Source organism: Pseudomonas sp. LBUM1671 (assembly GCF_059695685.1).
This window is the reverse complement of record NZ_CP166782.1, coordinates 934,190-948,782: the sequence shown is the minus strand read 5'-3', so window position 1 is coordinate 948,782 and position 14,593 is coordinate 934,190. Positions and strand designations below refer to the sequence as shown.

Annotated in this window: 13 protein-coding genes; 7 read left to right on the top strand and 6 right to left on the bottom strand. The window is 60.5% G+C overall.

Annotated features, from left to right (window positions below; all coding sequences use genetic code 11):
• The first annotated feature begins 11 nt into the window (after positions 1–11).
• From gatA to ACA060_RS04125, 5 genes are all read left to right on the top strand, one after another.
• On the top strand, positions 12–1,463 hold the full coding sequence (gene gatA, locus ACA060_RS04145) for an Asp-tRNA(Asn)/Glu-tRNA(Gln) amidotransferase subunit GatA (RefSeq protein ID WP_497315591.1): 1,452 nt from the start codon (positions 12–14) through the stop codon (positions 1,461–1,463).
• A 10-nt stretch (positions 1,464–1,473) separates the two neighbouring features.
• On the top strand, positions 1,474–2,919 hold the full coding sequence (gene gatB, locus ACA060_RS04140) for an Asp-tRNA(Asn)/Glu-tRNA(Gln) amidotransferase subunit GatB (protein WP_109627968.1): 1,446 nt from the start codon (positions 1,474–1,476) through the stop codon (positions 2,917–2,919).
• A gap of 148 nt (positions 2,920–3,067) precedes the next feature.
• A complete protein-coding gene (locus ACA060_RS04135; RefSeq protein WP_497315589.1) occupies positions 3,068–3,442 on the top strand; it encodes a septal ring lytic transglycosylase RlpA family protein in 375 nt (124 codons plus the stop codon).
• Positions 3,443–3,492: 50 nt separating this feature from the next.
• On the top strand, positions 3,493–4,551 hold the full coding sequence (locus ACA060_RS04130; RefSeq protein ID WP_497315588.1) for a calcium/sodium antiporter: 1,059 nt from the start codon (positions 3,493–3,495) through the stop codon (positions 4,549–4,551).
• Positions 4,552–4,592: 41 nt separating this feature from the next.
• On the top strand, positions 4,593–4,928 hold the full coding sequence (locus ACA060_RS04125) for a carboxymuconolactone decarboxylase family protein (RefSeq protein WP_371922076.1): 336 nt from the start codon (positions 4,593–4,595) through the stop codon (positions 4,926–4,928).
• A gap of 156 nt (positions 4,929–5,084) precedes the next feature.
• Here ACA060_RS04125 and ACA060_RS04120 read toward each other — a convergent pair whose 3' ends face one another.
• The 5 genes from ACA060_RS04120 to kdgD all read right to left on the bottom strand — a co-directional run bounded on the left by ACA060_RS04120 (position 5,085) and on the right by kdgD (position 11,714).
• Positions 5,085–6,026 (bottom strand): AEC family transporter, encoded by a 942-nt coding sequence (locus tag ACA060_RS04120; protein ID WP_497315587.1) that lies wholly within the window; start codon positions 6,024–6,026, stop codon positions 5,085–5,087.
• 185 nt (positions 6,027–6,211) lie between these two features.
• A complete protein-coding gene (gene garD, locus ACA060_RS04115; RefSeq protein ID WP_497315585.1) occupies positions 6,212–7,765 on the bottom strand; it encodes a galactarate dehydratase in 1,554 nt (517 codons plus the stop codon).
• An 11-nt stretch (positions 7,766–7,776) separates the two neighbouring features.
• Positions 7,777–9,144, bottom strand: coding sequence for an MFS transporter (locus ACA060_RS04110; protein WP_010463380.1), 1,368 nt, complete (start codon positions 9,142–9,144; stop codon positions 7,777–7,779).
• A 152-nt stretch (positions 9,145–9,296) separates the two neighbouring features.
• A complete protein-coding gene (locus tag ACA060_RS04105; protein ID WP_497315583.1) occupies positions 9,297–10,742 on the bottom strand; it encodes an aldehyde dehydrogenase family protein in 1,446 nt (481 codons plus the stop codon).
• Positions 10,743–10,802: 60 nt separating this feature from the next.
• Entirely contained in the window at positions 10,803–11,714 is a 912-nt protein-coding gene (gene kdgD / locus ACA060_RS04100) for a 5-dehydro-4-deoxyglucarate dehydratase (RefSeq protein ID WP_497315581.1), read from the bottom strand.
• A gap of 236 nt (positions 11,715–11,950) precedes the next feature.
• Between kdgD and ACA060_RS04095 the strand changes: the two genes are divergently transcribed.
• Together ACA060_RS04095 and ACA060_RS04090 are read left to right on the top strand one after the other, a co-directional pair.
• Positions 11,951–13,252, top strand: coding sequence for a phospholipase (locus ACA060_RS04095; RefSeq protein WP_497315579.1), 1,302 nt, complete (start codon positions 11,951–11,953; stop codon positions 13,250–13,252).
• 14 nt (positions 13,253–13,266) lie between these two features.
• Positions 13,267–13,458 (top strand): hypothetical protein, encoded by a 192-nt coding sequence (locus ACA060_RS04090; RefSeq protein ID WP_109627958.1) that lies wholly within the window; start codon positions 13,267–13,269, stop codon positions 13,456–13,458.
• Positions 13,459–13,615: 157 nt separating this feature from the next.
• Here the strand turns inward: ACA060_RS04090 and ACA060_RS04085 are convergent, their stop codons facing one another.
• A complete protein-coding gene (locus ACA060_RS04085; RefSeq protein WP_031318393.1) occupies positions 13,616–14,365 on the bottom strand; it encodes a FadR/GntR family transcriptional regulator in 750 nt (249 codons plus the stop codon).
• Positions 14,366–14,593: the final 228 nt, after the last annotated feature.

Sequence of the window (14,593 nt, the reverse complement as noted above, 5' to 3'; positions counted from 1 at the left end):
AAGAGCCTGCAATGCATCAATTGACTCTGGCCGAGATCGCCCGCGGACTCGCCGATAAAAAGTTTTCTTCCGAAGAGCTGACCAAAACCCTGCTGGCGCGTATCGCCCAGCTCGATCCTCAGCTCAACAGCTTCATCAGCCTCACCGAAGACCTGGCGCTCCAGCAGGCGAAAGCCGCCGACGCACGCCGCGCCAACGGTGAGAGCGGCGCCCTGCTCGGCGCGCCGATCGCCCACAAAGACCTGTTCTGCACCCAAGGCATCCGCACCAGCTGCGGTTCGAAGATGCTCGACAACTTTAAAGCACCGTACGACGCCACCGTGGTCGCCAAGCTGGCCGCTGCCGGCGCCGTGACCCTGGGCAAAACCAACATGGACGAGTTCGCCATGGGTTCGGCCAACGAGTCGAGCTACTACGGCCCGGTGAAAAACCCGTGGAATCTGGAACACGTTCCGGGTGGTTCGTCCGGCGGTTCGGCCGCAGCCGTTGCCGCTCGTCTGTTGCCTGCGGCCACCGGCACCGACACCGGCGGCTCGATCCGTCAGCCCGCTGCACTGACCAACCTCACCGGCCTGAAACCGACGTACGGTCGCGTTTCGCGCTGGGGCATGATCGCTTACGCGTCCAGCCTCGATCAGGGCGGCCCTCTGGCTCGCACTGCCGAAGACTGCGCAATCCTGCTGCAAGGCATGGCCGGTTTCGACCCGCAAGACTCCACCAGCATCGACGAGCCAGTGCCTGATTACAGCGCCAGCCTCAACGGTTCGCTGAAGGGTCTGCGCATCGGCGTGCCAAAGGAATATTTCAGCGCCGGTCTCGACCCGCGCATTGCCGAGCTGATCCACAACAGCGTCAAGGAGCTGGAAAAGCTTGGCGCCGTGATCAAGGAAATCAGCCTGCCGAACATGCAGCACGCGATCCCGGCGTACTACGTGATCGCCCCGGCAGAAGCCTCTTCCAACCTGTCGCGTTTCGACGGCGTGCGTTTCGGCCACCGCTGCGAAGACCCGAAAAACCTGGAAGACCTGTACAAGCGTTCCCGCGGCGAAGGTTTCGGCCCGGAAGTGCAACGCCGGATCATGGTCGGCGCCTATGCGCTGTCGGCCGGTTACTACGACGCCTACTACCTGAAGGCGCAGAAGATCCGTCGCTTGATCAAGAACGACTTCATGGCAGCCTTTAATGAAGTCGACATCATCCTCGGCCCAACCACGCCGAACCCGGCCTGGAAACTCGGCGCCAAGAACAGCGACCCGGTCGCTGCGTACCTGGAAGACGTCTACACCATCACCGCCAACCTCGCGGGCTTGCCGGGCTTGTCCATGCCCGCCGGTTTTGTCGATGGCCTGCCGGTCGGCGTGCAACTGCTCGCCCCGTATTTCCAGGAAGGTCGCCTGTTGAACGTTGCCCATCAGTATCAGCTGAACACTGACTGGCACACCCGCACCCCAACCGGCTTCTGAGGAGAAACACATGCAATGGGAAGTCGTGATCGGGCTGGAGATTCATACCCAGCTCACCACCCGGTCGAAAATCTTTTCCGGTAGTTCCACCACTTTCGGTTCCGAGCCGAACACCCAGGCCAGCCTGGTTGACCTCGGCATGCCCGGCGTACTGCCGGTGCTGAACCAGGAAGCGGTGCGCATGGCGGTGATGTTCGGCCTGGCCATCGATGCCGAAATCGGCCAGCACAACGTGTTCGCCCGTAAAAACTATTTCTACCCGGACCTGCCGAAGGGCTACCAGATCAGCCAGATGGAATTGCCGATCGTCGGCAAGGGCCACCTGGACATCGCCATGGAAGACGGCACGATCAAACGTGTCGGCGTCACCCGTGCGCACCTGGAAGAAGACGCCGGCAAAAGCCTGCACGAAGAGTTCAACGGTGCCACCGGCATCGACTTGAACCGTGCCGGCACGCCGCTGCTGGAAATCGTTTCCGAGCCGGACATGCGCAGCGCCAAGGAAGCCGTCGCCTACGTCAAGACCATCCACGCGCTGGTGCGTTACCTGGGCATTTGCGACGGCAACATGGCCGAAGGTTCGCTGCGTTGCGACTGCAACGTGTCGATCCGCCCGAAAGGCCAGGTTGAGTTCGGTACGCGCTGCGAGATCAAGAACGTCAACTCGTTCCGCTTCATCGAGAAGGCGATCAACAGCGAAGTGCGTCGTCAGATCGAGCTGATCGAAGACGGCGGCAAAGTGATCCAGCAGACTCGCCTGTACGATCCGAACAAGGACGAAACCCGTCCGATGCGCAGCAAAGAGGAAGCCAACGACTACCGTTACTTCCCTGATCCGGACCTGCTGCCGGTGGTCATCGAGAACTCGTTCCTGGACGAGGTGCGCGCCACGCTGCCGGAATTGCCACCGCAGAAACGCGAGCGTTTCCAGGAACAATTCGGCCTGTCGGTGTATGACGCCAGCGTCCTGGCCACCAGCCGCGAGCAAGCCGATTACTTCGAAAAAGTCGTAAGCATCAGCGGCGACGCCAAGCTGGCGGCCAACTGGGTGATGGTGGAACTGGGCAGCCTGCTGAACAAGCAAGGCGTGGAAATCGACCAGTCGCCGGTCTCGGCCGAGCAACTGGGCGGCATGCTGCTGCGCATCAAGGACAACACCATCTCCGGCAAAATTGCCAAGGTGGTGTTTGAAGCGATGGCCAACGGCGAAGGCAGCGCGGACGAGATCATCGACAAGCGCGGCCTCAAGCAAGTGACCGACAGCGGCGCGATCTCGGCGGTGCTGGACGAAATGCTCGCGGCCAATGCCGAGCAGGTCGAGCAATACCGCGCGGCAGACGAAGCCAAACGCGGCAAGATGTTCGGCTTCTTCGTCGGCCAGGCCATGAAAGCCTCCAAAGGCAAGGCCAACCCGCAACAGGTCAACGAACTGCTGAAAAGCAAGCTCGAAGGCTGACCGGAATGGAGCCAGCTCTAAACACTGGCTCTATTCCCTGTGGGAGCGAGCTTGCTCGCGATAGTGGTCCGGCACTCAACACAAAGTTGATTGTCAGAATGCATTCGCGAGCAAGCTCGCTCCCACTTTTGTTTTTGGAAGCCTTTGAATGAAGCGTCTGCTCAGTGCCTGCGCCCTGCTCTCTCTGCTGGCCGGTTGCGCCAGCAACGACATCGTCGATCCACATGGCTACGACAAGACCGGCGTAGCTTCGTATTACGGCGCCAAACACCAAGGTAAACGCACCGCCAGTGGCGAACGTTTCAACAAGAACTCCCTGACCGCCGCCCATCGCCAGTTGCCGTTCGGCACGCGGGTGAAGGTCACCAATCTGAATAACGACAAGTCCTGCGTGGTGCGTATCAACGACCGTGGGCCGCATACCCGTGGGCGCCTGATTGATCTTTCACACGAGGCCGCCGAACAACTGGGTATGCTCCGTAGCGGCACCGCACGGGTTCGCGTGCAAGCCCTCGACGATTAACAGACGGAGCCCCGACCATTTTCGGACTTGCCGATTTACCCCTGATCAGCGTGATTGAATTGCTCGGTGGCCTGCTGTTGCTGATCGCTGGCGCCGAGCTGATGGTGCGCGGCGCCGTCCGGCTTGCCGCGCGCTTGCAGGTGCGCCCGCTGATCATCGGCCTGACCATCGTCGCCCTGGGCAGCAGCGCGCCGCAAATGGCGGTGAGCCTGCAAGCCACCCTGGCGCAAAACGCTGACATCGCCGTCGGCAGCGTGATCGGCAGCAGCATCTTCAACATCCTCGTCACCCTTGGGCTTTCGGCACTGATCATTCCGCTACGGGTATCGCGGCAACTGGTGCGCCTGGATATTCCGCTGATGATCGGCGCCAGCCTGCTGGTGTTTTTACTGGCGTGGAATGAAGAGCTGACCCGCGTAGACGGCATGATTCTGCTGGCCGCCCTGGCGCTGTATCTGGGCTTGCTGCTGCACCAGTCGCGCCATTCCGCCCGTCCGCCCTCCCATGACGGAACACCCCGGGCACCGTGGTTCAGCAGCGTGCTGATGACCGTCGCAGGACTGGCGATGCTGGTCTACGCCGGCCACTTGTTGCTTGGCGCCGCCGTAGCGGTTGCGACCGATCTGGGGCTGTCGGAGCGGGTCATCGGCCTGACCATCGTCGCCATCAGCACGTCCCTGCCGGAGCTGGCCACCTCATTGATCGCCGCGTTGCGCGGTCAACGGGACATTGCCGTGGGCAACGTGATTGGCAGCAACCTGTTCAACCTCCTGGGCGTGCTCGGCCTGACCGCGCTCGTCGCGCCCTCGCCACTCTCGGTTTCGCCCAATGCCCTGGATTTCGACTTGCCGGTGATGCTCGGTGTCGCGGTGCTGTGCCTGCCGCTGTTCTACACCGGCTACCGGGTGACCCGCGCCGAAGGTCTGCTGTTTTTGGGTTTGTATCTGGCTTACGGTCTGCACGTGGTGTCGTTTACCACCGGCATGCCACTGGCTGGCAAGCTTGAACACCTGATGCTGTTTTACGTCCTGCCGGCGCTGGTGGCCTATCTGCTGTTCACGTCGCTGCGCGCCTGGCGTCGCCAACACCACAAGAGGGAAATGCCGTGACCGACAATAAGAAACCTGGCGTTGAAGTCCGCCGCCAAGTGATGGGCGATGCGTTCGTCGACCGCGCACTGGGCAATGCCACCGAGTTCACCCAGCCGCTGCAGGATTTCGTCAATGAACACGCGTGGGGCAGCGTGTGGAATCGCGAGGGTCTGCCGCTGAAGACCCGCAGCCTGATCACCCTCGCCGCGCTGACGGCGTTGAAGTGCCCGCAGGAATTGAAAGGTCACGTGCGCGGGGCGCTGAACAACGGCTGCACGGTGGAAGAGATTCGTGAGGCGCTGCTGCATTGCGCGGTGTATGCCGGTGTGCCGGCAGCGATCGATGCGTTTCGCGCGGCGCAGGAAGTGATCGATACCTATCAGAAGCCGGAGTAATAACCTGGCTTTTGCAGTGACAGTGAGATCGCTATCGCGGGCAAGCCCGCTCCCACAGTGGACGTTGGTGTACATGCAATGTGTGCAACAAAACGGAACCCTGTGGGAGCGGGCTTGCCCGCGATGAGGCCCTGAAGAACACCACAAATCCCGAAGCTAGATCCACCCACCCCACTGCAACAAAAAGATCCCGATGTTGGTGGTCACCGCCGCCATCAACGTGGTGATGACGATGATCGCCGCCGCCAGTTCGTGATTGCCATCGGCCTGACGGGCCATGACAAAACTGGCCGCTGCGGTCGGGCTGCCAAAGTACAGAAACAGAATTCCCAACTCCGCCCCGCGAAACCCCCAAAGCCACGCCCCCAACGTCGCCAGCACCGGCAAGCCAATCATCTTCACCAGGCTTGAGCTGAGCGCCATGTTGCCGCTTTTGCGCAATGCCGCCAGCGACAGCGTGCCGCCGATGCAGATCAGTGCCAACGGCAGAGTGGTTTGCGCCAGGTATTGGCCGGAGGTTTCCAGCCAGCCCGGTAAGCCAATCTGGAAATAAGCAAACGGCGCTGCCGCAAACACGCTGATGATCAGTGGGTTGACCATCACGCTTTTGCAGATGCTCCACGGATCGGATTTGATCACCGGGCTGTATACCGCCAGCACGATGGTCGAGAGTGTGTTGTAAAACAGGATCACCAGCGCCGCGAGAATCGCCCCGAGGGAAATCCCGTAATCGCCGTACATGCTCGCCGCCAACGCAAGGCCGATGACACCGTTGTTGCCGCGAAACGCGCCCTGGGTATAAATCCCCCGGTCTTCCCGCGGGCACTTCAAGATCGCCCAGCCCCAGGCGATGGCGAAAGACGCCAGGGTGGCGAGCGAGAAGTAGATCAGCAGCGCCGGTTGCAGCGCGGCGTGCAAGTCGGCATGCAGGATGCCCAGGAACAGCAACGCCGGCATGGTGACGTTGAACACCAGGGCCGACGCGGTATGAATGAAGTTGTCGTTGATCCATCCGATGCGCTTGAGCACCACCCCCAGAAACAGCATGGCAAACACCGGCGCGGTGATGTTCAGGGTTTCGAGGAAGATAGCCAGCATGCCGGGGGGAACCTTGGGTGAGCGTCGTTAGGGGGCTAATGATAAGCCACCCACGACGTTGGCGTCTGGTCGAGCAGGCGATGAGTAACCTGTGGCGAGGGAGCTTGCTCCCGCTGGACTGCGCAGCAGGCCCATTTTGGGGGACGCTTCGCGCCCCAGCGGGAGCAAGCTCCCTCGCCACAGGATCAGGTGATCGGCGCCGGGTTAAACAGGGTGATGTCGTTATGCAGCTTATGCTGCTCCGCCCACGTCTGTTTCTTGCCGCTGGCCACGTCAAGGTAGTAGTGGAACAACTCCCAGCCGAGGTCTTCTATCGAAGCGCGCCCGGTGGCAATCCGCCCGGCATCGATGTCGATCAGGTCCGGCCAGCGCTGCGCCAGTTCGGTCCGGGTCGACACCTTCACCACGGGCGCCATCGCCAAACCATATGGCGTACCACGCCCGGTGGTGAACACATGCAGGTTCATCCCCGCCGCCAACTGCAACGTCCCGCAGACAAAATCACTGGCCGGGGTCGCGCAGAAAATCAGCCCTTTGCGCTTGAACCGCTCACCAGGGCCAAGCACCCCGTTGATCGCGCTGCTGCCGGATTTGACGATTGAGCCCAACGACTTCTCGACAATGTTCGACAACCCGCCCTTCTTGTTGCCCGGCGTCGTGTTGGCGCTGCGGTCCGCTTCGCCCTTGGCCAGGTAACGGTCGTACCAGTCCATTTCCCGCACCAGTTCCTGAGCAACTTCCTCAGTCTCCGCGCGAGAAGTCAGCAGATAAATCGCATCGCGCACTTCGGTGACTTCGGAAAACATCACCGTCGCGCCAGCCCGCAGCAACAGGTCCGAAGCGTAGCCCAGCGCCGGGTTGGCAGTGATGCCAGAAAACGCATCGCTGCCGCCGCACTGCATGCCCAGAATCAGCTCGGACGCCGGCACGGTTTCCCGGCGACGCTGGTCGAGCTTCTTCAAACGGGTCTCGGCCAGCGCCATGATCTGCTCGATCATCTCGGTGAAACCGTGACTGGAATCCTGCAAGCGGTACAGCCACGGATCGCTCAGATCCACCGAGCTGTCGTTCTCGTGCATCACCTGCCCGGCCTGCAATTTCTCGCAGCCCAGGCTGATGACCAAGGCTTCACCTCCCAGGTTCGGGTTGCGCGCCAGGTTGCGCACGGTGCGGATCGGGATGTACGCGTCGGTGGCGGTAATGGCCACGCCGCAGCCGTAGCTATGGGTCAGAGCCACCACGTCATCGACATTCGGATAAAGCGGCAACAACTCGTCCTTGATGCGCTTGACCGCATGGTCCAGCACGCCAGTGACACACTGAACGGTCGTGGTAATCCCCAGAATGTTGCGCGTGCCGACGGTGCCGTCGGCGTTGCGATAACCCTCGAACGTGAAGCCTTCCAGCGGTGCCTGCGCCGCCGGCACTTCGGTGGACAGCGGCAGGCTGTCCAGCGGTGGCGCGGTAGGCATGCGCAGTTGATCTTCCTTGACCCAACTGCCGCGCGGAATCGGCTGCAACGCGTAGCCGATGGTCTGGCCGTAACGAATCACCTGGCCGCCCTCGGGAATGTCTTCCAGGGTGACTTTGTGGCTCTGCGGCACGAAGTCCACCGTCACCAGGCTATCGGGAAACTCGGTGCCGGCCGGTACGCCTTGGTCATTGACCACGATCACCACGTTGTCCCGCTCGTGCAGGCGGATGTAGCGCGGCGAGTCGGAATGTTCAATCAACTGCATGACGCCGCTCCTCAGGAATGCGCTTGAGACAATTTGTTGTTGGTTTCAGGGCCGCTGACTGGCGGCTCTTTAAGCACCACACGCTTGATCGGGCCAACGATCACCAGATAGCTGAACACTGCGACCAGTGCGTTGCAACCGACAAACACCAGCGCCCATTTGAACGAACCGGTGGAGCTGATGATGTAACCGATGACGATCGGGGTGGTGATCGAAGCGATGTTGCCGAAGGTGTTGAACAAGCCGCCGCTGAGACCGGCGATCTGTTTTGGCGAGGTGTCGGACACCACGGCCCAACCCAGCGCACCCACACCTTTGCCGAAGAATGCCAGGGCCATGAAGCCGACAACCATCCACTCAACATCAACATAATTGCAGGCCACGATGCTGCTGGAGACCAGCAGGCCGGCAATGATCGGCGCCTTGCGGGCGAAGGTCAGGGAGTGCCCTTTGCGCAGCAGGTAATCGGAAATCACCCCGCCGAGTACACCACCGATAAACCCGCAGATCGCCGGCAACGAGGCAATGAAACCGGCCTTGAGGATGGTCATGCCGCGCTCCTGCACCAGGTACACCGGGAACCAGGTGAGGAAGAAGTAAGTGATGCCGTTGATGCAGTACTGGCCCAGATACACGCCGAGCATCATGCGGTTGGTCAGCAGCTGGCGGATGTAGTCCCACTTCGGACCGTCACCTTTTTTGCCTTTGCCTTTGTCCTGGTCCATGTCGACCATGCCGCCGTTGTCGGCGATGTGTTTGAACTCGGCGTCGTTGATCATCGGGTGCTGGCGCGGGCTGTAGATCACCTTCAGCCAGATCCCCGAGAAGATGATGCCGATCACGCCCATGACGATGAACACGTGCTGCCAGCCGAAGCTGTAGACGATCCAGCCCATCAGCGGTGCAAACAACACGGTGGCGAAGTATTGCGCCGAGTTGAAGATCGCCGAGGCCGTACCGCGTTCAGCCGTCGGGAACCAGGCCGCCACGATGCGTGCGTTACCAGGGAAGGATGGCGCTTCGGCCAGGCCTACCAGGAAGCGCAGCATGAACAGCGCAACCACTGCCGTGGACATGCCGAACTCGCCGACATAGCCCTGCAGCACGGTGAACAGCGACCAGGTGAAGATGCTCAATGCGTAGATTTTTTTCGAACCGAAACGGTCCAGCAGCCAGCCACCGGGAATTTGCCCGGCCACGTAGGCCCAACCGAATGCAGAGAAGATATAGCCGAGGGTAACCGCGTCGATGCCGAGGTCTTTTTGCAGGCTGGAGCCCGCGATGGCGATAGTGGCCCGGTCGGCGTAGTTGATCGTGGTCACCAGGAAAAGCATGAGCAGAATCAAATAGCGGACGTGAGTCGGCTTGGTCGCTTGCATGTAGATGTACTCCCACTGATTATTTTTATGCGGGTAATAACGATGTAGTTTTTGTGGGAGCTGGCCTGCCAGCGATGCGGGCACCTCGGTATGTCAGTCACACCAAGGTGATGCCATCGCTGGCAGGCCAGCTCCCACAGGTATTGCGTGTATCAGGAACCGATGTAGCTGGTCTTCACGACCGTGTAGAACTCTTGCGCGTAGCGACCTTGCTCGCGGGAACCATAGGATGAACCTTTACGCCCACCGAATGGAACGTGGTAATCCACGCCCGCCGTCGGCAGGTTGACCATCACCATCCCGGCCTGGGAGTGGCGCTTGAAGTGGTTGGCGTACTTCAGCGACGTGGTGGCGATGCCCGCCGACAGACCGAATTCGGTGTCGTTGGCCATGGCTAGCGCAGCGTCGTAATCGGCAACGCGAACGATGTTGGCCACCGGACCAAAGATCTCTTCACGGCTGATGCGCATCGCCGCTTCACTGTCGGCAAACAGCGTTGGCGCGAGGTAGTAGCCTTCGGTGTCGCACGTCACCAAGCCGCCGCCGCTGACCAGACGTGCACCTTCGGACTGGCCGATGTCGATGTACTTCAAATCCTGTTCAAGCTGGGCTTGCGAGACGACCGGACCGATGTCGGTGCCGGTTTTCAACGCGTGGCCGACCTTGATCGACTTCATGCGCTCAGCCATGGCTTCAACGAATTTGTCGTGAATCCCGGCGGTGACGATGAAGCGGCTCGACGCCGTGCAACGCTGGCCGGTGGAGTAGAACGCGCTTTGTACCGAGAGCTCGACCGCTTGTTTCAGGTCGGCGTCGTCGAGAATGATCTGCGGGTTCTTGCCGCCCATTTCCAGCTGAACCTTGGCCTGGCGCGAGACGCAGCTGACCGCGATCTGACGACCGACACCGACCGAACCGGTGAAGCTGATGCCGTCGACTTTCGGGCTCTGCACCAACGCATCGCCCACCACACGACCGCTGCCCATCACCAGGTTGAACACGCCGGCCGGGAAGCCTGCGCGGGAGATGATTTCGGCCAGCGCCCAGGCGCAACCCGGCACCAGATCGGCCGGTTTCAGCACCACGCAGTTGCCATAGGCCAGGGCCGGGGCGATTTTCCACGAAGGGATCGCGATCGGGAAGTTCCACGGCGTGATCAGGCCAACGACGCCCAATGCTTCGCGGGTGACTTCGACGTTCACACCCGGGCGCACCGACGGCAAGTAGTCGCCGGAGAGGCGCAGGCATTCACCGGCGAAGAACTTGAAGATGTTGCCGGCGCGGGTCACTTCGCCGATGGCTTCGGGCAGGGTCTTGCCCTCTTCCCGGGCCAGCAAGTTGCCGAGTTCTTCGCGGCGGGCGAGGATTTCGCTGCCGACTTTATCCAGCGAATCGTGACGAGCCTGAATGCCCGAAGTGGACCAGGCCGGGAACGCGGCGCGCGCGGCGTCGATGGCGGCCTGGACTTGAGCGAGGTCAGCCTTGGCGTAGTCGCCGATGGTATCGGTCAGTTCTGACGGGTTGATGTTGGCGCAGTAATCACTGCCCGCGACCCATTCACCGTTGATGTAGTTATCGAAACGCTTTGTATCTGCCACTAGGAGATCTCCTCACGCAAAAAGCCGCTGATTGCTCAGCGGCCTTGGTTATGTCGGGTGTTACTGCGCACCTTGCTTGTCGATCAGCGCGGCGAGCATCTCGTACTCTTCGCCGGTCAGATCGGTCAGCGGCGCACGCACAGGACCTGCGTCATAGCCGGCAATTTTTGCCCCGGCCTTGACGATGCTCACCGCGTAACCGGCTTTGCGGTTACGGATGTCCAGGTACGGCAGGAAGAAGTCGTCGATGATCTTGCCGACGGTGGCGTGATCTTCGCGGGCAATGGCGTGGTAGAAATCCATCGCGGTTTTCGGGATGAAGTTGAACACCGCCGACGAGTAGACCGGCACGCCCAGCGCCTTATAAGCAGCGGCGTAAACTTCGGCGGTCGGCAAACCACCCAAGTAGCTGAAACGATCACCGAGGCGGCGACGGATCGACACCATCAACTCGATATCGCCCAGGCCATCCTTGTAGCCAATCAGGTTCGGGCAGCGCTCAGCCAGACGTTCCAGCAACAGAGCGGTCAGGCGGCAGACGTTGCGGTTGTAAACCACCACGCCAATTTTCACCGATTTGCACACGGCTTCAACGTGGGCGGCAACGCCGTCCTGGCTGGCTTCGGTCAGGTAGTGCGGCAGCAGCAACAGGCCCTTGGCGCCCAGACGCTCGGCTTCCTGTGCGTACTCGATGGCTTGACGGGTCGAACCACCCACGCCGGCCAGAATCGGCACGCTGGTTTCGCAAGTGTCGACGGCGGTCTTGATGATTTCCGAATATTCGCTGGCCGCCAGAGAGAAGAACTCACCGGTGCCGCCCGCGGCGAACAACGCCGTGGCGCCGTATGGGGCCAACCATTCGAGACGCTTGATGTAACCAGCGCGATGGAAATCGCCCTGGGCATTGAAATCGGTGACCGGGAAAGACAGCAGGCCGGAAGAGAGGATGGACTTCAGTTCTTGTGGATTCATTATTCGAACACCCTGGGTAGCGACGTTTGTGTGAGAAAAGCATTCAGCCTGTGGCCGAGTTGTAGGTCATCGTACAACTTAAATAATAACCGTCAACTGCATTTCATCGCTAGGCCTGGAATTTGTGTCGGAAAGGGATTTTCTTGACGTGGGAAATTTCTCTTCTATGCTCTGAACAACTGTATATACATACAGTTTATTTGGATTCATACCGACGACATATCAAGGAGCCAGAAATGTCAGGTCTACACACTCAACCGCAGGAAAAACCCGAACAGATCATCGCGAATCTGGATGATCTTTTTACCGAAGACGGCATCGCCGTCACCGCCAACAGTTCGCTGATTCTGCAGCTAGGCGAACATAACGACGCACCTAAAACACCTAACATCCCGACCGGCAAAGCCTTGAAAGGCAAGCCTCAGCTGAAGTTCGAGGGCGGCGAACACACTGCCATTGGCGACAGCACCCTGCTGCGTTTCATCAAGGACGCGCCGGCTGTCCCGGCCTCGCAGGTAGAACTGCATTTACCGAATGGATTGGCGCTGACTTACGGTCAGATCGTCGCCCTGGGCGGTGATTTCTATGGCATCCCCGATCAACCGGTCAGCGAAGGCGCCACGCCTGCCGACCGCGTCCAGCGCTTTACCAACGCGTTCAATTTGCTGGCGGTGCTGTCGGCATCCAATGCCGAAGCCAAGTTGATCCTCGGCGTCATGCAGAAGGAAATCACCGCCGTTAAACAGGCGATCAAGGACGGCAAACAGCCTCATGAGGCGTATGACGCCCTCGGAGATACGTTGTCCGAAGAGTGGAACAGAATCACCGGCGGCGGCAGTTTCGTCTCGGCGCTGTTTCCACTGGGTCGCTATCTGAAACTGGCCGCCAACAATGCCGATCACTTTGCCGAGTGGGCGCTGCTGGCGTACATCGCCGGGCATGCCGCAGCGCTGCAACAAGCAGTGAAGGCTCACGCAAGCGGTGATGAAACGCAGCTGGAGCTGGCCTACGCGATGAATGCGTTTGCCGATCACTACCTGACCGACCTGTTTTCCGCCGGCCATTTGCGCGTGCCGCGTAAACAACTCGCCGCGGTGGTGACGCCAAGTGATCTGGGCTCGCTGATTACCCGCTTCATGCACGACGAAGACAGCAAGTTCGGCCTCAATGTGCGCAATGGCAATGGCGATCAATGGCGCGCGTATGGCGACAAACGTTACTTCGACGCCCTATCCAGCACCAATCGCGTCCAGGTGAATCAGGCGGTACAAGTGTCGGCGGACGAAGTGTTTGCGGCGTATCTCAGCGGCACCGCCTCGGCGCCCGGCAACTTCGGCGCCTTGCAAAAGACGCCGGATCTGCAAGCCGTGCTGAACCTGGCGAACAACTTTTCACCGCTGTTCCGGGTTGAAGGCAACAAAGTGCTGCGGCGCAAGGACGTCAACAACCTGAACGACACCGCCACCGTCGATGACTGGTGGGGATGGAGCACTTACCTGCTGCTCAAGGACTACAAACCCACTGGCAATGTCGCTTGATAAGGAGATCGATGATGACTATCAAATTGAAACTGGAACTGGCTTCGGGGCAATCGCTGGAGGGGGCGCCGTTGGAGTTGTTGTCCAAGGGCGTGCCGATTGCTCGGGCGATGGTAGATGAGCGTGGGGATGTGACGTTTGATGCCAAGCCCGGGGTGGCTGAATTGGCCGTGCGGGTGGATCGTTCGATTCTGCGCTCTGGCTGATAATTTAGCATTAAAGCTGCCGGCCCAATCGCTAGCAGGCTAGCTCCCACATTTAATCAAAGGTGAACACCCATAGTGGGTTCACTGGAGATCCCCTGTGGGAGCTAGCCTGCTAGCGATGGCTATCTGTCAGGCAACCATCCTCCAGCCTGGAAACCTACCCCCGCTGCGCCTCAGCCTCTTCATGCGCATGGCGCAGCCGCTCGCGGCTATTGGTCAGATGCAAACGCATCGCCGCCCGCGCGGCATCCGAATCCTGGCGCGCGATCGCGTCGTAAATCTCTTCGTGCTCACGGCTCAGACGACTCATGTAGTGCTGCTGGTCGTCATGGGCCAGGCGCGCGGAGTTCAGCCGTGTGCGCGGAATGATGCTGGTGCCCAGGTGGGTCATGATGTCGGTGAAGTAGCGGTTGCCTGTCGACAGGGCGATTTGCAGGTGAAACTGGAAATCCGACGCTACGGCATCGCTGGCGTGGGCGGCACTTTCATTCAAGGCGTCCAGTGCTGCGCGCATCAAGGCCAGCTGTTCCGGGCTGCGGCGTTGGGCGGCGAGGCCGGCGGATTCCACTTCGAGGCTGATGCGCAATTCCAGAATTGCCAATACGTCACGCAGGGTGACCACGGTCGCCGGGTCGATGCGAAAGCCGCTTGGACTTGGAGTGTCGAGCACGAAGGTGCCGATGCCGTGGCGGGTTTCCACCTGGCCAGCCGCCTGCAAACGGGAAATCGCCTCGCGCACCACGGTGCGGCTGACGCCATGGGCATCCATGATCGCCGACTCGGTGGGCAATTTGTCGCCGCGCTTGAGGTGACCGTCGCGGATCTGCTCGGACAGCACCGTCACCAATTCCTGTGCGAGGCTGCGGCGCTTGCGAGGGAGGCGTGGTGCGTCGATCGGGTTTTCCATGGTGAACGTCTGTCTCGAAAATTGCGGCTGAAACCGCATCATAGCTCAACGCGGTTGTACGATCACCCCGCCCCGGCAGGCGCGACCTGTGGCGAGGGGATTTATCCCCGTTCGGCGGCGCAGCCGTCGCAAAACCTCTGCACTCGATGTACCGGATGTACCAAGGCTGCTGGCTTGGGATGGCTGCGCCATCCAACGGGGATAAATCCCCTCACCACAGAATCCGCC

Bases quoted from the DNA above. Each gene is read 5' to 3' on its own strand.
- gatB (WP_109627968.1), top strand. From the start codon at position 1,474: ATGCAATGGGAAGTCGTGATCGGGCTGGAGATTCATACCCAGCTCACC.
- ACA060_RS04085 (WP_031318393.1), bottom strand. From the start codon at position 14,365: ATGGAAAACCCGATCGACGCACCACGCCTCCCTCGCAAGCGCCGCAGC.
- gatA (WP_497315591.1), top strand. From the start codon at position 12: ATGCATCAATTGACTCTGGCCGAGATCGCCCGCGGACTCGCCGATAAA.
- kdgD (WP_497315581.1), bottom strand. From the start codon at position 11,714: ATGAATCCACAAGAACTGAAGTCCATCCTCTCTTCCGGCCTGCTGTCT.
- ACA060_RS04095 (WP_497315579.1), top strand. From the start codon at position 11,951: ATGTCAGGTCTACACACTCAACCGCAGGAAAAACCCGAACAGATCATC.
- ACA060_RS04120 (WP_497315587.1), bottom strand. From the start codon at position 6,026: ATGCTGGCTATCTTCCTCGAAACCCTGAACATCACCGCGCCGGTGTTT.
- garD (WP_497315585.1), bottom strand. From the start codon at position 7,765: ATGCAGTTGATTGAACATTCCGACTCGCCGCGCTACATCCGCCTGCAC.
- ACA060_RS04135 (WP_497315589.1), top strand. From the start codon at position 3,068: ATGAAGCGTCTGCTCAGTGCCTGCGCCCTGCTCTCTCTGCTGGCCGGT.
- ACA060_RS04110 (WP_010463380.1), bottom strand. From the start codon at position 9,144: ATGCAAGCGACCAAGCCGACTCACGTCCGCTATTTGATTCTGCTCATG.
- ACA060_RS04090 (WP_109627958.1), top strand. From the start codon at position 13,267: ATGACTATCAAATTGAAACTGGAACTGGCTTCGGGGCAATCGCTGGAG.
- ACA060_RS04125 (WP_371922076.1), top strand. From the start codon at position 4,593: ATGGGCGATGCGTTCGTCGACCGCGCACTGGGCAATGCCACCGAGTTC.